Below are 20,361 nucleotides of genomic sequence, written 5' to 3' on the forward strand. Positions count from 1 at the left end.
GCTCAAGGAGCAGTCAGAGCGCCGCGGTGGTGCCCTCGGCGAACTCCGCCTCGGCGGTGAGCCGCTTGCCGATGGCGCGGAGCCGGATGCCGACCAGGGTGAGCACGACGCCCCACAGCAACGCGAAGGCCGCGATCGTGACGACCAGCGCGATCGCGCCTTCGCCCGGCCGGAAGAACAGCACCAGGCCGAGCGCGACCGACAGGCCACCGCTGACGAACAGCAGCCACTCGCGGGTGAGGACCTTGCGCAGCCGCCACGCCACCGCGATCTGCATCACCCCGGCGACCACCGACCACGCCGCGATCACGTACAGCAGCGTGAGCGCGGTGATCCCCGGGAGGGTGACCGCCACGACGCCCGCGGCCAGGCTCACCACACCGAGCAGCCCGGTCATCCAGCGGTCGGCGTCCGGCGCCACCTTGTCGGCGAGGGCGACCGCGATCGCCACCACACCGTCGACGAACGCGTAGACACCGAACAGCGTGACCAGGGCCAGCACGGTGATGCCCGGCCAGGCGAGTGCGAGGACCCCGAACAGGATCGCGGCGACCCCTCGAACGACCACGAGCCACCATCGACGCAGCAGGAAATCACCCATGCGCACATGGTCAACCCGGAGTGCTACCGCTGCCACTCGGAGTGGTCACCGGTCCGGGGGAGAGGTGTCAGTCTCGCGGCGGTGTTGACCCATGCGCGACCGCGCATACCGTGGAGGCTCCGGGGCTGCCACAAGCGTGGAGGTAACGATGAACGAGATGTCCGCCGCCGGCGGCTGCAGCTGCTGCAACTCCTGTTCGGGACCGAGCTGCGGATGCTGCGGAAGCTGTAGCTGAGCAGGCGTTTCACTCGGACGGTGTGCCCGCCGGACCTTCTACGGCGGGCACACCGTTCCGTTTGTCGGCATCTTCCCGTCCACCAGGTAGTCCTTCAGCGCGGTGGCGACGCACGGCCCGCCGGTCAGCGCCCCGTGCCCGTTGCTCTGCCAGGTCACCAGCGCCGCACCGGTCAGCTGCTCCGCGGTCCGCCTGGTGCCCTCCACCGGCGTCACCGGGTCGGACGCCGTGCTCAGCACCACCATCGGCCCGGCCTTCGCGGCCCGCACCGGCGGCAGCGGCTGGCTGGGCACCGGCCACGGCCCGCACCACATCAGCCGGTGCGCGAACACCGGCCCGAACAGCGGGCTCCGCCCCTTCCACTCGCCGATCAGCTGCGCGGCCCGCTCCGGCGGGATGCGGACCGTGGTGTCGTTGCACGAGGTGATCAACGACCCGTCGAAGCGCGACCCCGCGACGTTCTTGTTCTTCACCACCGGGGCGAGCATCGCCGCGACCGGGGCGGGATCCCCCGCGGCCGCCTTGGCGAGCGCCTCACCGAGCGCCGGCCAGCTCGCCCGGTCACCCAGCGCGGCGACCAGCGCGTACATCACCGACCCGCCGTTCACCGAGATCCCGTCGGAGCTGGTCAGCGGGCTGCCGCCGAGCTTGGCGACCAGGTCGGTCACGGCCTCGCGCGGGTCGGCTCCGAGCGAGCAACCCCGCTTCACGCAGTCGGTGGCGAACTCGCCGAGCGCCGCCTCGGCCGCGGCGGCCTTCGCCTGCGCCAACCCGATGCTGTCCAGCCCGGGGTCGGGGGAGCCGTCCAGCACGATCCGCCCCGCCTTGTCGCCGAAGCGCTCGGCGAAGACGGTCAGCACCCGCGAGCCCTCACCGCTGCCGATCGCGTGCAGGTGCTGCACGCCGAGGGTGTCGCGCAGCCGCTCCAGGTCGGAGGCGGTCCGCCAGGTGTCGTTGGCCTGCAGCTGCTCGTCCAGGTCGAGCTGGCACTCCTGCGAGGCCTCCCTGGCGATCTCCAGCAGCTCGTTGATCCGCGTCCCGTCCTTCGCGGCGGGGTCGAACCCGAGCAGCCGCTGCCGCACGGACTCGGGAACGCACTGCAGGTGCTCGGACTCACCGGTGCCCCGCCGGTCGATCCCGACCAGGGAGAAGGTCCCCATCAGCTCCGGCCCGAGCTTCTGCGCCAGCCGCGCCGCGAACAGCGTCCCCGGCTCACCGTTGATGTCGTTGACCACCACGAGCGGCACCGGGCCGGACCCGGCCTTGAGCACGGCGATCCGGGTGGTGCCCCGGTTCGGCCTGCTCGGCGAGTCCAGGCTGTTGCTCACCCGCGCGCACTCGAACCGCATGGCGGTGCCCGCGGCCTCACCGAGCCGGAAACGCGTCTGGCTGGTGCAGTCCGACCAGTTGATCTTCGGCGACTCGGGCGCCCCGAGCGGCCGCACCCCGGCGGGCGAGCCGGGCGTGGTCACCGGAGCGGGGGGAGCGTCACCGTCGTGCACCACGGCGGGCCGGTCCGAAGGCCCAACAGTGCAACCGGCGATGCCGAGCACCGCCACGACCAGGGCAACCGCCGTGCCACCGCGCGCGGCCCTACCTCGTGGCACTGACGACCCCTTTCCCCGCTGCTTCTCTCCCCCAACCCTTTCACGCCCCCCGTAAACCCCAGGTGAGCGCCCCTCCCCACCACCCCTACACGCCATTCGCGGGCTTATGGACCTTTTCGAGCGCGCTCAGAGGTCCATAAGCCCGCGAATGGCCGTCAGATCTGGTCCATGGCGCGGTAGATCCGTTTGTCGGAGACGGGGTAGGGGGTGCCGAGGGTCTGGGCGAAGTAGCTCACCCGCAGCTCCTCGATCATCCACCGCACGCGCCGCACCTCCGGCGTCTCGCCGACCTCGGCGACCAGCTCGCGGTACTCCTCCGCCACCGCGTGCACCGCGCGCATGGAGTCGCGGTCGCGCTCGGCGTTCGTCGCCAGCTTGCCGATCCGCTGCTCGATCGCCTTCAGGTAGCGCGGAAGGTGCGGCAGCTGCGCGGCCCCCGTCGCCGCCACGAAGCCCGGACCGACCAAAGTGGACAGTTGGTCGCGGATGTCGGCCAGCGCCTCTCGCGTCGCGGGGTAGTCCGGCGCGTCGGACAGGGCGCGCTGCACCGCCTGCCACGCCGCCACGATCTGCTGCACGTGACCGAGCACGTCCATCATCACGTTGCCCAGCTCCGCGCGGACCTTGTGCCGCAACGCCCCGAAGCCCGCCGCGTCCCACGCCGGACCGCCGCCGTCGGTGACCAGCCGGTCCACCGCGCACGCCGCGCAGTCCGCGAGCAGGGCGCCGACCCCGCCGTGCGGGCTGCTGCTCAACGTCAGCTTCGCCTGGTTGCTCAGCCGCCCGTGCACGAGCTTGATCGGCGACGGCGCGCCGAGCAACAGCAGCCGCCGGGTGCCGAGCCACATCGCGCGCCGCTGTTCGTCCTCGGTCTCGAACATCCGCACCGACACGCTCGCGCCGTCGTCCACCAGCGCCGGGTAGGCGGTGACCGCGTAGCCCGACCGCTGCTGGGTGAACGTCCTGGGCAGCGTGTCGATGGTCCAGTCGGTGAGCCCGCGCCGCTCCACCGCGTTGCCCGCCGAGGACAGCTCCCGCTGCACGTTCTGCCGCAGCCTGGCCTTCAGCGCGGTGAGGTCCTTGTCCTCGGCGACCTTCGCACCCTTCTCGTCGACCACCCGGAAGGTGATCTTGAGGTGGTCCGGGACCTTGTCGAGCTCCCACGCGTCCGGCGCGACCGCGACCCCGCTCAGCGCCTGCAGCTGCGTCTCCAGCTCGGCCAGCAGCAGCGTGTTCGACGGCTTCAACCGCGCCAGCAACGCGGAGACGTAGTCGGGAACCGGGACGAAGTTGCGCCGCAACGCCTTCGGAAGCGACTTCAGCAGCGCGGTCAGCAGGTCCTTGCGCAGGCCGGGAACCTGCCAGCTGAAGCTCTCCGGCTCCAGCTGGTTGAGCACAGCGACGGGCACGTGCGCGGTGACGCCGTCGGCGTCGGTGCCCGGCTCGAACTGGTAGGTCAGCTTCAGCCGCAGGTCGCCGTGGTGCCACTCGTCGGGGTAGTCGGCGTCGCTGACCCCGTCCACCCGCTCGTTGATCAGCATCGCGCGGTCGAAGGTCAGCAGGTCCGGTTGCTGCCTGCGGGTCTTCTTCCACCAGGTGTCGAAGTGCCGTGCGGAGATCGCCTCGGCGCCGACCCGCTTGTCGTAGAACTCGAACAGCGTCTCGTCGTCGACGACGATGTCCCGCCGCCGCGCCCGGTGCTCCAGCTCCTCGACCTCGGCGAGCAGCTCCCGGTTGGTGTGGAAGAACGTGTGGCTGGTCTGCCAGTCGCCCTCGACGAGCGCGTGCCGGATGAACAGCTCGCGGCACAGCTCCGGATCGACCTTGCCGTAGTTCACCCTGCGCCCGGCCACGATCGGGATGCCGTAGAGCGTGACCCGCTCCATCGCCATCACCGCGCCCTGCTTGCGTTCCCAGTGCGGCTCGCTGTAGTTGCGCTTGACCAGGTGCCCGGCCAGCTTCTCGATCCACTCCGGCTCGATCTTCGCCGCGACGCGGCCCCACAGCCGGGTCGTCTCGACGAGCTCGGCCGCCATCACCCACCTCGGCTGCTTCTTGAACAGCGCCGAGCCGGGGAAGACGGAGAACTTCGCGTTGCGCGCGCCGAAGTACTCGTTCTTCTGCGGATCCTTCATGCCCACGTGGGAAAGCAGCCCAGCGAGCAGGGAGGTGTGCACCTTCACCGGGTCGGCGGGCTCGGTGTTGACCGAGACGCCCATCTGCTTGGCCACCTGGCGCAGCTGGCTGTCGATGTCCTGCCACTCCCGCACCCGCAGGTAGTTCAGGAACTCCGCCTTGCACAGCTTGCGGAACCTGTTGGAGGACAACGCCTTCTGCTGCTCGCGCAGGTAGTTCCACAGGTTCAGGTAGGTGACGAAGTCGGAGTCGGAGTCGCGGAACCGCGCGTGCTGCTGCGCCGCCGCCTCCTGCTTCTCCACCGGACGCTCACGAGGGTCCTGAATGGACAGCGCGGCGGCGATGATCATGACTTCCCGCGCGCAGCCGTTGTTCTCCGCCTCCAGCACCATCCGGCCCAGGCGCGGGTCAACGGGCAGCTGCGCGAGCTTGCCTCCGATCGGCGTGAGCTTCTTCTCCTTGGTGTCCAAGGCGTTCAGCTCCTGCAACAGCTGCACACCGTCGGAGATGTTGCGCCGGTCCGGCGGCTCCAGGAACGGGAACGCCTGGATGTCACCGAGCCCGATCGAGGTCATCTGGAGGATGACCGAGGCGAGGTTGGTGCGCAGGATCTCCGGTTCGGTGAACTCCGGGCGGCTCTCGAAGTCCTCCTCGGAGTACAGCCGGATGCAGATGCCCTCCGACACGCGCCCGCACCGGCCCTTGCGCTGGTTGGCAGATGCCTGCGAGATCGCCTCGATCGGCAGCCGCTGCACCTTCAGCCGGTGGCTGTACCGGGAGATCCGCGCGGTGCCCGGGTCGACGACGTACTTGATGCCCGGCACCGTCAGCGAGGTCTCCGCCACGTTGGTCGCCAGCACCACGCGCCGCCCGCGATGCGCCTGGAACACCCGGTGCTGCTCGGCGGCGGACAACCGCGCGTACAGCGGCAGCACCTCCGTGTCGCGCATGTCGAGCTTGTCCAGCGCCTCGGCGGTGTCCCGGATCTCCCGCTCACCGCTGAGGAACACGAGCACGTCGCCCGGCCCCTCCATGGCGAGCTCCTCGACCGCGTCGCAGATCCCCTGGACCTGGTCGCGGTCCTCGTCCTCCGGCGCGTCCGGGTCGGTGAGCGGCCGGTAGCGCACCTCGACCGGGTACGTCCGCCCGGAGACCTCCACGATCGGCGCGTCGCCGAAGTGCCGGGAGAACCGCTCCGGGTCGATCGTCGCGGAGGTGATGACCACCTTCAGGTCCGGGCGGCGCGGCAGCAGCTGCTTGAGGTAGCCGAGGATGAAGTCGATGTTGAGGCTGCGCTCGTGCGCCTCGTCGATGATCAGCGTGTCGTACTGGTGCAGCTGGCGGTCGTTCTGCAGCTCCGCGAGCAGTATGCCGTCGGTCATCAGCTTGACCAGCGTGTTGTCGCTGCCGCGGTCGGTGAAGCGGACCTTGTAGCCCACGGTCTCGCCGACCTCGCCGCCGAGCTCCTCGGCGACCCGCTCGGAGACGGTGCGCGCGGCGATCCGGCGCGGCTGGGTGTGCCCGATCAGCCCCCGCACGCCGCGCCCGAGCTCCAGGCAGATCTTGGGGATCTGAGTGGTCTTGCCGGAGCCGGTCTCCCCGGCAACGATCACCACCTGGTTGTCCCGGATCGCTTCGAGGATCTCGTCCTTGCGCTGGCTGACCGGCAGCTGCTCCGGATAGCTGATCCTCGGCACCGAGGCACGCCGCTGGGCGACGCGCAGCTCGGCCTTCTCGACCTCGGCGGAAAGACGTTCGACCAGCGCCTGGCGGTCCTTGGCCCGGCGGGCCCCGTCGAGTCGACGGCGCAGGCGGCGCTCGTCGCGGAGCATCACCTCGGAAAGACGGTCTGCCAGGGCTGTCAGCGGAGACTTCGTGTCCGGTGTTCCCATCGCGCTACCAGGATAGGTCCGGGGCACAGCCGAATTTCAGCTGGCCGGACGGACCTCGCCGGAGAGCACGGACGGCAGGTCGTAGCGGGCGGGCTGCTCCAGCTGGTCATACCGGCAGGAAGCGGCGTCGCGGTCCGGCCGCCACCGCGCGAACTGCCCGTTGTGCCGCAGCCGCGCCGGGTGCGCCCCCTCGGTCTGGCTGTAGGAGATCTCCAGGACCCGCTCCGGCCGCAACGGCTCCCACTCCTGCTCGCCCTTGCGCCACCGGTTCTCCCCACCGGGCAGCCGCCGCTGGTCGTGGTGCTCGCCCAGCCACGGATGCCCCTCGGCGGCGTTCACCCGCAGCTCCGCCAGCTCCTCGACCAGCTCCCGCCGCCTCGCCATCGTGAACGACCCGACGACCCCCACGTGGTGCAGCACGCCCTTGTCGTCGTGCAGCCCGAGCAGCAGCGACCCGACGGCGGTCCCCGGCTCGGCCTTCACGTGCCACCGGAACCCCGCGACGACGCAGTCGGCGGTCCGGGCGTGCTTGATCTTGGTGAGCACCCGCTTGTTGGGGGAGTAGGGCGCGTCGGCGGGCTTGCCGATCAGCCCGTCCAGCCCGGCGCCCTCGAACAGCGTGAACCACTCGCGCGCGACGGCGGGATCGTCGGTCACCGGGGTGATGTGCACCCGCTCGCCCTGCGGCAGCACCTCCTCCAACCGTTTCCGCCGCGCGCTGAACGGCTGGTCGAGCAGGCTCTCGTCGCCGTGGGCGAGCAGGTCGAAACCAATGAACCGAGCGGGCGTCTGTTCACTGAGCAGCGCGATCCGGCTCTTCGCCGGGTGGATCCGCTCGGTCAGCGCGTCGAAGTCCAGCTCGCCGTCCCGCTCGATCACCAGCTCCCCGTCGACCACGATCCGCTCGGGCAGCTCGGCCAGCAGCGAGGCGCACATCTCGGGGAAGTACCGCGCGAGGTCCTTGCCGTTGCGCGACTGCAGGTACACCTGGCCGCCGTCCCGGAAGACGATGCACCGGAACCCGTCCCACTTCGGCTCGTACAGCAAGCCGCCGTTGTCGGAGACCGAGGCGGCGGGGCTGGCGAGCATGGGCAGGACCGGGGGACTCAACGGCAGCGCCATGTCGCGCATCCTCGCAGCTCGCCCGGGCTTTCGCAGCCCTTCGCCGAACCCCGCGCGATCCGTCGGCCACCCCTGGTCAAGCCCTGACCGTCCCCTGGTCACCCGCGCAACCGCGCCGCTCACCGCGCGCCCACGTCCACCCGCCGCCAGCCGTCCACGCCATGCCTTCGCGGGGCACCCCCCGGTTCAAGCCTGCCAGGCGATGCCGACGAACCGCGCCGATCACGCCCCGCCGAGCCCCAGTTGTCCACAGCGGCGTGGTCCGTCCACAGGCACGCCCGTAGTCGATCTTCACGCCGTTGTCGTGGTGGATACTGGGACTGGGGACGCCCCCCTGGGAGGGCGGGGGCTGACCTCGGTACTGATCAGAACTGGTCGGCCAGCAACCAGCGCAGGCTCCTGGCGGCGAGCAGCTTGTTCGGCAGGGCCCGGATCAGCCCCGGGATCAGCTTCTCGCTGCGCTCCATGTCGTCCGGTCCCTGCGCGCCCTGCCCGATCGCCCGACGGGCCACCGCGGCCACCCAGTCCACCTCGTTGCCCAGGTCACCGGCCGCGTCGACCACGTCGAGCGGCCGCTCCAGGTCCCCGCCCGCCGCGCGGTACCCGGCGATCACCTGCCGCAGCGTGTCCCGCTCCGGCCCGGTGTCCTGGTTCCAGCCGGACACCGACAGCGCGCAGCCGGCCAGGTCCTCCCTCGGCACCTTCGCAGCGGCCATGTCCCAGTCGACCAGCACCGGACCCGTCGCGGCGACCAGCACGTTCTTCGCGCGCAGGTCCGCGTGCGTCAGCACGTCCGGCAGCCACCGCGTCGCGGCGATCTGCGTCAGGTCGTGGATCTCCTCGACGACCGGCGCCAGCGCGGCCAGCTCACCCGCCCACTCCGCGCCCGCGTCCTTGGACAGGTCCACCAGGTCCTGCCAGCGCGTCGCCTCGACGGTCCCGGTCGGCGGGAAGGCCCAGCGCGGCTCGGCGGGCAGCGCCAACGAGTGCAGCGCGGCCAGCGTCCGGCCCGCCCAGTTGCCGACGGCGGCGTCGATGGGCTGGCTGATCGCCCTGCCGTTCACCCAGCGGTGCACGCGCACGGTGGCCGGTGGCGCGTCGTCGCCGACCGGCACCTCGGCGACCACCCCGCCCGCGGGCGGGGGCACCGGCTCCGGCATCCGGATCCTGGCGTGCCAGGCCGCGAGCTCCAGCCGCCATGCGGCCTGCAGCCACGGCATCCACTCGGGGTTGTCCTGGCGGTTCATCTCCTTGACCGCGTAGGACCCGCGGTCGGTGTCCAGTCGCCACATCCGGTGGACGTGGCCGCCGGGAACCGCACGCAGCCGGGCGCGGGCGTGGCCGAGCCCGAAGGCGTTGGCCACGTCCTGTGCCTGCAACGTGCTCATACGTCGCCCTCCGCCCGCGCACAACAGCGGCGTGGATGGGCTGGCGTAGCTCTGGGTAATCATCTTCTCGGCATTCTTGGTCACCGCCGCCTTGGCGAGGGGTACGCGGATGGGGCCTGGTGTGGCCGTGGTGAGCGCCTCTCCTCCTCACTACGGGCACCGTCGGTGGTCCCGGGTACCCCGCCGACGTCCTGCTAGCCCTCGACATGGGTGATCGCCGTCGGGCCGTTCGAGGCCAAAACTAAGGGAGCCCTTCGTCCGAATGGCGGCTCAGCGAGGTCCGTGCGCCGAATAGACGGTGAGCATCGGTGGTCGTCCTCAACAGTTCGGCCGAACGTAAGAATCGGGACCGCGCGGCGGCCGGAGGTCGCTCAGACGCGTCGATCGGTCGCGTTGAGCGGTCGGCGCGTTTAGGCGTTCGACGAGACCCGGCCCACACCGCGGTCACCGCGAGTGAAACCGCTTGAGTGGACTTGCAGTGCCGTGCATAATCATGCGTATGGCAATTCGGGTCGCGGTCGCCGGTGCGAGCGGGTATGCGGGTGGGGAGCTGTTGCGGCTGCTCCTGGGCCATCCCGAGGTCGAGATCGGCGCTCTCACCGCAGGCGGCAACGCGGGCACGCCGCTCGGCGCGCACCAGCCGCATCTTGCGCCGCTCGCCGACCGCACGCTCGTCGAGACCACGGTCGAGCGACTCGCCGGTCACGACGTCGTCTTCCTCGCCCTGCCGCACGGCCACTCAGCCGAGATCGCCGACCGGCTCGGCCAGGACGTCCTCGTCGTCGACTGCGGTGCCGACTACCGGCTGGCCGACGCCGCCGACTGGCGCCGCTGGTACGGCGGCGAGCACGCCGGGACCTGGCCGTACGGCCTGCCCGAGCTGCCGGGCAACCGGGACAAGCTGCGCGGCGCCCGGCGGGTCGCGGTGCCCGGCTGCTACCCGACCGTCACCTCGATCGCGCTGGCCCCGGCGCTGGCCGAGGGCCTCATCGCCCCGGAGGTGGTGGTCGTCGCCGCCTCCGGCACCTCCGGCGCGGGCAAGAGCCTCAAGCCCAACCTGCTCGGCTCCGAGGTGATGGGCTCGGTCAGCACCTACTCCGTCGGCGGCGCGCACCGGCACACCCCGGAGATGAAGCAGAACCTCTCCGCCGTCGCGGGCCGGCCGGTCTCGGTCTCCTTCACCCCGCTGCTGGTGCCGATGTCCCGGGGCATCCTCGCCACCTGCAGCGCCCCGATCGCCGACGGCGTCGACCCGGCCCGCGCGCGCGAGGTGTACGCGAGCTTCTGCGCCGACGAGCCCTTCGTCCACCTGCTGCCGGAGGGCAGCTGGCCCGCGACGTCCTCGACGCTCGGCGCGAACACGGTCCACCTCCAGGTCACCGTGGACGCGGACGCGGGCCGCCTCGTGGTGGTCGGTGCCGAGGACAACCTGACCAAGGGCACCGCGGGTGGCGCGGTGCAGTGCATGAACATCGCCCTGGACCTGCCGGAGACCACCGGCCTGCCGACTGTGGGAGTCGCACCGTGACCAGTCCAGTACCTACCCGGGAGGCCGGGGTCGCGGCCCCGGCCGGGTTCCGTGCCGCGGGTGTCCACGCGGGTATCAAGGCGTCGGGCCGGAAGGACCTCGCGCTCGTCGTCAACGACGGACCGCTCGACGTGGCCGCCGGCGTGTTCACCACCAACAAGGTCAAGGCCGCGCCGGTGCTGTGGTCGCAGCAGGTGCTCACCCAGCGGCGGGTGCGCGCGGTCGTGCTCAACTCCGGCTGCGCCAACGCTTGTACCGGCCCGAAGGGCTTCCAGGACACCCACGCCACCGCGGAGAAGGTGGCCGAGGTCCTCGGCTGCGGCGCCGGTGAGATCGCGGTCTGCTCCACCGGCCTGATCGGTGAGCGGATCCCGATGGACGCGCTGCTGCCGGGCATCGGCACCGTGCACTCCGCGCTCGCGGCCACCCCGGCCGCCGGGCTGGACGCGGCCACCGCCGTGATGACCACCGATTCGGTGCCCAAGCACGCCGAGCTGCGACACGCCTCCGGTTGGTCGGTCGGCGGCTTCGCCAAGGGCGCGGGCATGTGCGCCCCGAACATGGCCACCATGCTCAGCGTCGTCACCACCGACGCGGTCGTCGACGCCGAGGTGGCCGACGCCGCGCTGCGCGCCGCCGTCGGCACCACGTTCAACCGGCTCACGGTGGACAGCTCCACCTCCACCAACGACACCCTGCTGCTGCTGGCCTCGGGCGCCTCGGGGGTCACGCCGACCCCGGCGGAGTTCACCGAGGTGCTCACCGCGGTCTGCCTCGATCTGGTGCGTCAGCTCCAGGCCGACGCGGAGGGCGTCACCAAGCACGTGGGCGTCACCGTCTCCGGCGCCGCCAGCGACGCCGACGCGGAGAAGGTGGCCCGCGCGGTCGCCGACGACCCGCTGGTCAAGACCGCGTTCTTCGGCTCGGACCCGAACTGGGGCCGGATCGCCATGGCCGTCGGCAAGGCCGACGCCGAGGTCGATCCGGACCGGCTGGACATCACCCTCAACGGGGTGAAGGTCTGCGCGGGCGGCGTGCGCGGCGAGGACCGCTCGCTCGCCGACCTCTCCGGCAAGGAGATCACCGTGCTGGTCGAGCTGGGCATCGGCACGGGCGCCGCGACGGTGCTGAGCACCGACCTCTCGCACGCCTACGTCGAAGAGAACTCGGCGTACTCGTCATGACCGCGGAGATGTCCACGGCGGACCGGGTCGCCGTAGCGGGGGAGAAGGCGGCCGTCCTGATCGAGGCGCTGCCCTGGTTACAGCGCTTCCACGGCGCGATCGTCGTCGTCAAGTACGGCGGCAACGCCATGATCGACGAGGACCTCAAGCGGGCGTTCGCGCAGGACATGGTGTTCCTGCGCACCGCGGGCCTGCACCCGGTCGTCGTGCACGGCGGCGGCCCGCAGATCACCGCCATGCTGGACCGGCTCGGCATCCCCGGCGAGTTCCAGGGAGGCCTGCGGGTCACCACCCCGGAGACCATGGACGTGGTCCGGATGGTGCTGGTCGGCCAGGTCGGCCGCGAGCTCGTCGGCCTGATCAACAAGCACGGCCCGCACGCGGTCGGCATGTCCGGCGAGGACGCCCAGCTGTTCACCGCCCAGCGGCGCACCGCGACCGTCGACGGCGAGGCCGTGGACATCGGCCTGGTCGGCGACGTGGTCTCGGTCAACCCGGACGCGGTGCTCGACATCGTCCAGGCCGGCCGCATCCCGGTGGTCTCCACCGTCGCGCCCGACCCGGACGGCGTCGTGCACAACGTCAACGCCGACACCGCGGCGGCGGCGCTGGCCATCGCGCTCAAGGCCGAGAAGCTCGTGGTGCTGACCGATGTCGAGGGCCTCTACGCCGACTGGCCGGACAAGTCCTCGCTGATCGACCGCATCGACGCCGAGTCGCTCGCCGGGCTGCTGCCAGGACTGGCCAGCGGCATGGTGCCGAAGATGGAGGCGTGCCTGCGCGCGGTGCGCGGCGGGGTCCCCAGAGCGCACGTGATCGACGGCAGACTTGCGCACTCGGTGCTGCTGGAGGTCTTCACCAGCTCAGGAATCGGAACCATGGTCGTCCCGGGAGAGGAGCAGCTGTGAATGCCATCGCCTCCAACACGGAGGGCGGCCTGCGCTGGCGCTCCGCGCTGATGGACAACTACGGCACCCCGTCGATCACCCTGACCAGGGGCGAGGGTTCCCACGTCTGGGACGCCGACGGCACGAAGTACCTGGACCTGCTCTCCGGCATCGCGGTCAACTCGCTCGGCCACGCCCACCCGGCCGTCGTCGAGGCCGTGACCACGCAGATCTCCACCCTCGGGCACATCTCCAACTTCTTCTCCGCCGAGCCCACCGTCGAGCTGGCCGAGCGGCTGCTGGACCTGCTCGGCGCGCACGGCAACGGACGGGTGCTGTTCTGCAACTCCGGCGCCGAGGCCAACGAGGCCGCGTTCAAGATGTCCCGGCTCACCGGCCGCACCAAGATCGTCGCGACCGAGGGCGGCTTCCACGGCCGCACCATGGGCGCGCTCGCGCTGACCGGCCAGCCAGCCAAGCGCGACCCGTTCGCGCCGCTGCCCGAGACCGTCGTGCACGTGCCCTACGGCGACGCCGCCGCGCTTGAGTCCGTTGTGGACAGTGAGACCGCCGCGGTGTTCATCGAGCCGATCCAGGGCGAGAACGGCGTGATCGTCGCGCCGGACGGCTACCTGCACGCGGCGCGGGAGGTCACCACCCGCACGGGCGCGCTGCTCGTGCTCGACGAGGTCCAGACCGGCATCGGCCGCACCGGCAGCTGGTTCGCCTTCCAGCGGGCGGGCATCATGCCCGACGTGGTGACCCTGGCCAAGGGCATCGCGGGCGGGCTGCCCCTGGGCGTGTGCGTCGGCATCGGCGCCGCGGGCGACCTGCTCGGCCCCGGTCAGCACGGCACCACCTTCGGCGGCAACCCGGTGTGTTGCGCGGCCGCTCTCGCGGTCCTGCGCACCATCGCCGAGCAGGGCCTGTGCGAGCACGCCGCCGCTCTGGGCAAGGACATCACCGCGGGTATCGAGGAACTGGACCACCCGCTGGTGCGCGGCGTGCGGGGCGCGGGTCTGCTGCTGGGCGTCGCGCTGAACCAGCCGGTCTCCGCCGCCGTCGCCACCGCCGCGCGCGAGGCGGGCTTCCTGGTCAACAACGTCCAGCCGGACACGATCCGGCTGGCCCCGCCGCTGATCCTCACCGACGACGAGGCCGCGAGCTTCGTCACCGCGCTTCCCACCCTGCTCGACAGCGCTGTCCCGAACGACACCGCCGCCACCACGACGGAGGAGACCACGTGACGTTGCGCCACTTCCTGCGGGACGACGACCTCAGCCCGGACGAGCAGCTCGCCGTGCTGGACGTCGCCGCCGAGCTGAAGAACTCGCCGCAGGGCCGCACCCCGCTCGCGGGCCCCAAGGGCGTCGCGGTGATCTTCGAGAAGAACTCCACCCGCACCCGGTTGTCCTTCGAGGTCGGCATCGCCCAGCTCGGCGGCCACCCGGTCGTGGTCGACGGCCGCACCATGCAGCTCGGCCGCGAGGAGACCATCGAGGACACCGCGCGAGTGCTCTCCCGCTACGTGGACATGGTGGTGTGGCGGACCTTCGCCCACGCCCGCATCGAGGCGATGGCGGGCGCGGCCACCGTGCCGGTGATCAACGCGCTGACCGACGAGTTCCACCCGTGCCAGGTGCTCGCCGACCTGCAGACCATCCGCGAGCGCTTCGGCAGGCTCACCGGTCTCACGCTGACCTACCTCGGCGACGGTGCCAACAACATGGCCCACTCGCTGCTGCTCGGCGGCGTCACCGCGGGCATGAACGTCCGCATCGGCGCGCCCGCCGGGTTCCAGCCGCTGCCGTGGGTCTACGACGCCGCCAAGCAGCGCGCGGCGGAGACCGGTGCCACAGTGGAGGTGGTGCACGACGCGCGTGCCGCGGTCGACGGCGCGGACGTGCTGGTCACCGACACGTGGACCTCCATGGGCCAGGAGAACGACGGCAAGGACCGCGTCGGCCCGTTCCGCCCGTTCCAGATCAACGAGGCCCTGCTCGCCGCGACCGGCACCGACTCCATCGTGCTGCACTGCCTGCCCGCGCACCGCGGGTGGGAGATCACCGACGAGGTGATCGACGGCCCTGCCAGCGCGGTCTGGGACGAGGCCGAGAACCGGCTGCACGCGCAGAAGGCCCTGATCACCTGGTTGATCCAGGAAGGGAGCCGCGGATGAGCAAGTTCGACATCAGCAGGCTCGGTGCCGGCATCGAGATCACCTCGGCGCGCGGCACCACCGCCGCCACCAGGGCCGCCCGGCAGTCCCGCATCGTCGAGCTGGTCCGCCAGCTCTCCGTGCGCAGCCAGACCGAGCTCGCCAAGATCCTCGGCGCCGAGGGCATCGAGGTCACCCAGGCGACGCTGTCCCGCGACCTCGACGAGCTCGGCGCGGTCAAGCTGCGCGGGGCCGACGGCGGCGCCCCGGTCTACGTGATCCCGGAGGACGGCAGCCCGGTCCGCGGCATGGAGGGCGGCACCTCCCGGCTGACCAGGCTGCTCGGTGAGCTGCTGGTCTCCACCGACCACTCCGGCAACCTCGCCGTGCTGCGCACCCCGCCGGGCGCCGCGCAGTTCCTGGCAGGCGCGATCGACCGGGCCGCGCTGCACGACGTCGTCGGCACCATCGCCGGGGACGACACGATCATGGTGATCGCCCGCGAGCCCCTCTCCGGCGACGAGCTCGCGGAGCGCTTCATGACGCTCGCCGGGCAGAACAACCCCGCAGGCAAGGACACCGAGTAATGCGCGTCGTCCTGGCGTGCTCCGGTGACCTGGACGTCTCGGTCGGCATCGGCCGGGTCGCCGAGCGCACCGGTGCCGAGGTCGTCGCCGTCGCCGTGGACGTCGGCCAGGGCGGGGTGGACCCGGAGACCGTCCGCGAGCGGGCGCTGGCGCACGGTGCGGCCGAGGTCGTCGCCATCGACGCGCGGGAGGAGTTCGCCGAGCGGTACTGCCTGCTCGCGCTCCAGGCCAACGTGTTCGGCCAGGGCCGCCACCCGCTGGTCTCCGCGCTGTCCCAGCCGCTGGTCGTCAAGCACCTGGTCGAAGCCGCGAGGCAGCACGGCGCCGACACCGTCGCGCACGGCGGCTCCGGCGACAGCGACGGCCGGGCCCGCTTCGAGCTCGGCGTCGGCGCCCTCGGTCCCGGCCTCGGGGTCATCGCGTGGGCGGAGGACCTGGACCCGCCGACCGAGCTCACCCGGCGCTCCCCGCACGCCGTCGACGAGAGCGTCTGGTGCCGAGCCGCGGCCACCGACTTCTCGCGCTACTGCGACCCGGCCGACTCCGACGAGCTGGTGATCACCTTCGACCGGGGCGTCCCGGTGGCCATCGACGGCGAGACCGTCACCGTGCTCCAGGCGGTCCAGGAGCTCAACCGCCGCGCGGGCGCCCACCGCGTCGGTCGGCTGGGCCCCGTCGAGGCCCCCGGCGCCGTCACGCTGACCACCGCGCACCAGGAGCTGGAGCACGTCACCCTGGAGCGCGACCTGGCCCGGTTCAAGCGGCGGGTCGAACAGCGCTGGGGTGAGCTGGTCCACGACGGCCTGTGGTTCTCCCCGCTCAAGGACGCACTGGACACCTTCCTCACCGCTTCCCAGGAACGCGTCAGCGGTGAGGTCCGGCTCGTCCTGCGCAACGGCCGCGCCGAGGTCACCGATCGGCGCGGTGCAGAGTCGTTGTATGACTTCACTCTCGCCAGCTGAGGACGATGGCGATGAGTTCGGAAAGGACATCTGTGACTGATCAGCAGCAACCGGCCCGGCTCTGGGGCGGGCGATTCGCCTCCGGCCCGGCAGACGGCATGGCCGCACTGAGCGTCTCGACCCACTTCGACTGGCGGTTGGCGCCCTACGACATCGCCGGCTCCCGGGCACATGCCCGGGTCCTGCACCGCGCCGGGCTGCTCTCCGCCGACGAGCTGGACCGGATGCTGGCGGCGCTGGACGTCCTGGAGGCCGACGTGGCCTCCGGCGCGTTCGCGCCCAGCCCGGACGACGAGGACGTGCACACCGCGCTGGAGCGCGGCCTGCTGGAGCGGGCGGGGACCGAGCTCGGCGGCAAGCTGCGCGCCGGCCGCTCCCGCAACGACCAGGTCGCCACGCTGTTCCGGATGTGGCTGCGCGACGCAGCCCGCCGGGTCGCCGCGGGCACCATCGACGTGGTCGACGCCCTCGTCGCCCAGGCGAGCGCGCACCCCGGCGCGGTCATGCCCGGCCGCACCCACCTCCAGCACGCCCAGCCCGTCCTGCTGGCCCACCACCTGCTGGCGCACGGGCAGAGCCTGCTGCGGGACGTGGAACGCCTGCGGGACTGGGACCGCCGCACCGCGGTCTCGCCCTACGGCTCCGGCGCGCTGGCCGGCTCCTCGCTGGGCCTGGACCCGGCGGCCGTCGCCACCGAGCTCGGCTTCGACGCCCCGGTGGAGAACTCCATCGACGGCACGGCCTCGCGGGACTTCGCGGCGGAGATCGCCTTCTGCCTGGCCATGCTCGGCGTGAACCTGTCCAGGGTCGCCGAGGAGGTCATCATCTGGACCACCGCGGAGTTCGGCTACGCCAGGCTGGACGACGCGTGGGCCACCGGCAGCTCGATCATGCCGCAGAAGAAGAACCCCGACGTGGCCGAGCTGGCCAGGGGCAAGAGCGGCAGGCTGATCGGCAACCTGACCGGGCTGCTCGGCACGCTCAAGGGCATGCCACTGGCCTACAACCGGGACCTGCAGGAGGACAAGGAGCCGCTGTTCGACTCCGTCACCCAGCTGGAGCTGCTGCTCCCGGCGATGGCGGGCATGCTCGGCACCCTCACCTTCGACACCGACCGGATGGCCGAGCTCGCGCCCGCGGGCTTCACCCTGGCGACCGACATCGCCGAGTGGCTGGTCCGCAACGGCGTGCCGTTCCGGATCGCGCACGAGGCGGCGGGCGAGTGCGTGCGCCGCGCCGAGGCCAAGGGCATCGGGCTGGAGGAGCTGACCGACGCCGAGCTGGCCGACGTCAACCCGAACCTGACCCCGGCGGTCCGCGAGGTCCTCACGGTCGAGGGCTCGATCTCCTCCCGCGACGCCTACGGCGGCACCGCGCCCGCCAGGGTCGCCGAACAGCTCGACCGCCTCACCGCGAAGCTCGCCGCACACCGAGACTGGGCGAAGTGATCGGCAGGACCCCCTCACCGGCGGCGGTGAGGGGGTCCTCGCTCGCTGTCAGACCGGCACGGGAGAGTGACCGGGTGACCGTGATGCGACGCGAGGCCCTGGCGATCGACCCCATCCCCGCCTCCCGGGTGCTGCTCGGCAGCGTCCTGGAGGCCGACACGCCCGAGGGCCCGATCGGCGTGAAGCTCGTCGAGGTCGAGGCGTACCGCGGCGGCGACGATCCCGCGTCGCACTGCTATCGCGGCAAGACCGCCCGCAACGCCGTCATGTTCGGTCCGGCCGGTCACCTGTACGTGTACTTCGTCTACGGGATGCACTTCTGCGCCAACGTGGTCAGCCTGCACGACGGCGAACCCGGCGCCGTCCTGCTCCGCGCGGGAGAGGTGGTCACGGGACTCGACCTCGCCCGCCGCCGACGCCCCAACGCCCGCAACGACGGCGAGCTCGCCAAGGGCCCGGCCCGGCTGTGCTCGGTGCTGGGGCTGACCCGTGAGCACGACGGCATCGACCTCACCGACCCCGCGTCACCGGTCCGGCTGCTCGCCGCCGACCCCGGTGAGCAGGTGGAGGTCCTCAGCGGGCCTCGCGTCGGCGTGGCCAACGCGATCGACGTGCCCTGGCGGTTCTGGCTCGCGGGCTCCGCCGCCGTGAGCACCTACCGCCGAGGTGGCAAGCGCCGCACTCCCTCCTGACCGGTGGCCCTGCGTGACAAGTGCTTTGACCAGGTGGGGGAAGATGGACCCGTGAGTGAGCACATTCTCGACGAGCTGTCCTGGCGCGGCCTGATCGCGCAGTCCACCGACCTCGACGCGCTGCGCGGCGATCTGGACAACGGCCCACTCACCCTCTATGCCGGGTTCGACCCGACCGCGCCCAGCCTGCACGCGGGCAACATGATCCCGCTGCTCGGCCTGCGCCGGTTCCAGCGCGCCGGGCACCGGCCGATCGTGCTGGCGGGCGGCGCGACGGGCATGATCGGCGACCCTCGGGACACCGAGGAGCGGTCGCTGAACTCGCTGGACATCGTGGCCGCGTGGACCGAAAGGATCCGCGGCCAGCTGGAGCGCTTCGTCGACTTCGACGACTCGCCGACCGGTGCCCAGGTGGAGAACAACCTGACCTGGACCGAGTCCATCCCGGTCACCGCGTTCCTCCGGGACATCGGCAAGCACTTCTCGGTGAACGTGATGCTCTCCAGGGAGACGGTCAAGCGCCGCCTCGACGGCGACGGCATGTCCTACACGGAGTTCAGCTACCTGCTGCTGCAGTCGAACGACTACCTGCAGCTGTACCGCAAGCACGGCTGCCGCCTGCAGATCGGCGGGGCCGACCAGTGGGGCAACATCGTCGGCGGTGTCGACCTGGTCCGGAAGGTGGACCGGGCCTCGGTGCACGCGCTGACGCTGCCGCTGGTCACCGACGCCGATGGCCGCAAGTTCGGCAAGTCCACCGGGGGCGGAAGCGTCTGGCTGGACCCGGAGATGACCTCGCCGTACGCCTGGTACCAGTACTTCGTGAACGTCCAGGACACCGACGCGCTGAAGTACCTGCGCATGTTCACCTTCCTCGACCGCGACGAGATCGCCGAGCTTGAGCAGTCCACGGCGGAGCGCCCGCAGCTGAGGGCGGCGCAGCGCAAGCTGGCCGAGGAGTTCACCACCCTGGTGCACGGGGAGGACGAGACCCGCAGGGTGATCGCGGCCAGCCAGGCGTTGTTCGGCAGGGGCGAGATCCGGGAGCTGGACGCCGCCACGCTGAAGGCGGCGATGTCGGAGGCCCCGACCGGCACGGTCCGGCTGGCCGACGAACCGACCATCGTCGACCTGCTGGTGGCCTCCGGGCTCGCGCCGAGCAAGGGCGCCGCGCGCCGCACGGTCAACGAGGGCGGCGCCTACGTGAACAACGAGAAGATCGCCGATGAGGCGTGGCAGCCGACCAGGGACGACCTGCTGCACGGCGAGTGGTTGGTGCTGCGCCGTGGCAAGCGTCACACGGCCGGAGTGCAGGTCGAGGGCTGACCTTCCTCGCGGAACCACCGTGACGGCGCCCGTCGTGAACCCGCTGACCAGCGGCTTCCGGCGGGCGCCTTCGTCGTTCACCCGCGCGACCAGGCGATTTGACTTCAGATCAAGCGCTGCGTAACTTTCCCTCTGCCAACGCGGCACCACCCCCCAACCTTCTCGGTCAGGGACGACGTGCGCGAGGCAACAAGGGCCACGAACCAAGCTCCCGCCACACGGTGGTAGAGTGGGTGGCCCGGTCGGGACGAAACCAGCAAGCCACGGTCTGCAAGGACCCCGGTGAGACTGTGTCGAAACGGACCGGCTAGAGTTCCACAACGTTCTTCCGGGAACAACACACTCCTGACTAAACCCGCCTGGGTGCGGTGCGTCGCTGGGGTGTGCTCCCATCAGATGTGAAGTGAATATGTTCCGATAGGCGTGTGTGCGGAACGGTTTTCTGTGGAAATGGTGGGTTCGGCCCCGATTTGACACTGGAAATGCGGTTCGGATAACGTCTGCGGCGCCGACCTGAAAGGGTCTGCGACCTCGGCGAACTCCAAATCCACGGTTACCGCGGATTTGACACCGAGAATGCGGACCGGATACGGTTGGCGGGAAGCGAG

Annotated in this window: 14 protein-coding genes and 1 pseudogene; 10 read left to right on the plus strand and 5 right to left on the minus strand. The window is 71.3% G+C overall.

Annotated features, from left to right (window positions below; genetic code table 11):
• Positions 1 to 13: 13 nt before the first annotated feature.
• From ACFFQA_RS28410 to ACFFQA_RS28430, 5 genes are all read right to left on the minus strand, one after another.
• Positions 14 to 601, minus strand: a complete 588-nt coding sequence (locus tag ACFFQA_RS28410; protein ID WP_377858826.1) for an HdeD family acid-resistance protein — start codon at positions 599 to 601, stop codon at positions 14 to 16.
• Between the two features lie 273 nt (positions 602 to 874).
• Positions 875 to 2,443: an alpha/beta hydrolase gene (locus tag ACFFQA_RS28415; RefSeq protein WP_377858827.1), complete on the minus strand. Its 1,569-nt coding sequence runs from the start codon at positions 2,441 to 2,443 to the stop codon at positions 875 to 877.
• 155 nt (positions 2,444 to 2,598) lie between these two features.
• Positions 2,599 to 6,471 carry an ATP-dependent RNA helicase HrpA gene (hrpA, locus tag ACFFQA_RS28420; RefSeq protein ID WP_377858829.1) on the minus strand — a complete coding sequence of 1,291 codons (3,873 nt, stop codon included), beginning with the start codon at positions 6,469 to 6,471 and terminating at the stop codon, positions 2,599 to 2,601.
• Positions 6,472 to 6,507: 36 nt separating this feature from the next.
• The gene (locus tag ACFFQA_RS28425) at positions 6,508 to 7,593 is read right to left on the minus strand and encodes an ATP-dependent DNA ligase (RefSeq protein ID WP_377858831.1); all 1,086 of its coding nucleotides are present in this window, start codon (positions 7,591 to 7,593) and stop codon (positions 6,508 to 6,510) included.
• Between the two features lie 365 nt (positions 7,594 to 7,958).
• Entirely contained in the window at positions 7,959 to 8,981 is a 1,023-nt protein-coding gene (locus tag ACFFQA_RS28430) for a phosphotransferase (protein WP_377858832.1), read from the minus strand.
• A gap of 499 nt (positions 8,982 to 9,480) precedes the next feature.
• Here ACFFQA_RS28430 and argC point away from each other — a divergent pair, with 499 nt between their 5' ends.
• From argC to tyrS, 10 genes and pseudogenes are all read left to right on the plus strand, one after another.
• A complete protein-coding gene (gene argC / locus ACFFQA_RS28435; protein ID WP_377858835.1) occupies positions 9,481 to 10,509 on the plus strand; it encodes an N-acetyl-gamma-glutamyl-phosphate reductase in 1,029 nt (342 codons plus the stop codon).
• Positions 10,506 to 11,693: a bifunctional glutamate N-acetyltransferase/amino-acid acetyltransferase ArgJ gene (argJ, locus tag ACFFQA_RS28440; protein WP_377858838.1), complete on the plus strand. Its 1,188-nt coding sequence runs from the start codon at positions 10,506 to 10,508 to the stop codon at positions 11,691 to 11,693. The genes argC and argJ overlap by 4 nt, the downstream gene beginning before the upstream one ends.
• Positions 11,690 to 12,601, plus strand: coding sequence for an acetylglutamate kinase (gene argB / locus ACFFQA_RS28445; RefSeq protein WP_377858841.1), 912 nt, complete (start codon positions 11,690 to 11,692; stop codon positions 12,599 to 12,601). The genes argJ and argB overlap by 4 nt, the downstream gene beginning before the upstream one ends.
• Positions 12,598 to 13,827, plus strand: a complete 1,230-nt coding sequence (locus tag ACFFQA_RS28450; RefSeq protein WP_377858844.1) for an acetylornithine transaminase — start codon at positions 12,598 to 12,600, stop codon at positions 13,825 to 13,827. The genes argB and ACFFQA_RS28450 overlap by 4 nt, the downstream gene beginning before the upstream one ends.
• A complete protein-coding gene (gene argF, locus ACFFQA_RS28455; protein WP_377858847.1) occupies positions 13,824 to 14,759 on the plus strand; it encodes an ornithine carbamoyltransferase in 936 nt (311 codons plus the stop codon). The genes ACFFQA_RS28450 and argF overlap by 4 nt, the downstream gene beginning before the upstream one ends.
• On the plus strand, positions 14,756 to 15,325 hold the full coding sequence (locus tag ACFFQA_RS28460) for an arginine repressor (protein WP_377858850.1): 570 nt from the start codon (positions 14,756 to 14,758) through the stop codon (positions 15,323 to 15,325). Before argF ends, ACFFQA_RS28460 begins: the two co-directional genes overlap by 4 nt.
• A pseudogene (locus tag ACFFQA_RS28465) lies at positions 15,325 to 16,318 on the plus strand (argininosuccinate synthase domain-containing protein); the annotation flags it as partial. The gene ACFFQA_RS28460 and the pseudogene ACFFQA_RS28465, both read left to right, overlap by 1 nt.
• A gap of 1 nt (position 16,319) precedes the next feature.
• Entirely contained in the window at positions 16,320 to 17,735 is a 1,416-nt protein-coding gene (gene argH / locus ACFFQA_RS28470; RefSeq protein ID WP_377858853.1) for an argininosuccinate lyase, read from the plus strand.
• Between the two features lie 83 nt (positions 17,736 to 17,818).
• On the plus strand, positions 17,819 to 18,427 hold the full coding sequence (locus ACFFQA_RS28475; RefSeq protein ID WP_377858862.1) for a DNA-3-methyladenine glycosylase: 609 nt from the start codon (positions 17,819 to 17,821) through the stop codon (positions 18,425 to 18,427).
• Positions 18,428 to 18,478: 51 nt separating this feature from the next.
• Positions 18,479 to 19,753 carry a tyrosine--tRNA ligase gene (gene tyrS, locus ACFFQA_RS28480; protein ID WP_377858856.1) on the plus strand — a complete coding sequence of 425 codons (1,275 nt, stop codon included), beginning with the start codon at positions 18,479 to 18,481 and terminating at the stop codon, positions 19,751 to 19,753.
• Positions 19,754 to 20,361: the final 608 nt, after the last annotated feature.

The sequence above is a fragment of the Allokutzneria oryzae genome (genome assembly GCF_042429765.1).
Classification (GTDB): Bacteria; Actinomycetota; Actinomycetes; order Mycobacteriales; family Pseudonocardiaceae; genus Allokutzneria; species Allokutzneria oryzae.

Bases quoted from the DNA above. Each gene is read 5' to 3' on its own strand.
- ACFFQA_RS28410 (WP_377858826.1), bottom strand. From the start codon at position 601: ATGGGTGATTTCCTGCTGCGTCGATGGTGGCTCGTGGTCGTTCGAGGG.
- hrpA (WP_377858829.1), bottom strand. From the start codon at position 6,471: ATGGGAACACCGGACACGAAGTCTCCGCTGACAGCCCTGGCAGACCGT.
- ACFFQA_RS28425 (WP_377858831.1), bottom strand. From the start codon at position 7,593: ATGGCGCTGCCGTTGAGTCCCCCGGTCCTGCCCATGCTCGCCAGCCCC.
- ACFFQA_RS28430 (WP_377858832.1), bottom strand. From the start codon at position 8,981: ATGAGCACGTTGCAGGCACAGGACGTGGCCAACGCCTTCGGGCTCGGC.
- argC (WP_377858835.1), top strand. From the start codon at position 9,481: ATGGCAATTCGGGTCGCGGTCGCCGGTGCGAGCGGGTATGCGGGTGGG.
- argB (WP_377858841.1), top strand. From the start codon at position 11,690: ATGACCGCGGAGATGTCCACGGCGGACCGGGTCGCCGTAGCGGGGGAG.
- ACFFQA_RS28460 (WP_377858850.1), top strand. From the start codon at position 14,756: ATGAGCAAGTTCGACATCAGCAGGCTCGGTGCCGGCATCGAGATCACC.
- ACFFQA_RS28475 (WP_377858862.1), top strand. From the start codon at position 17,819: ATGCGACGCGAGGCCCTGGCGATCGACCCCATCCCCGCCTCCCGGGTG.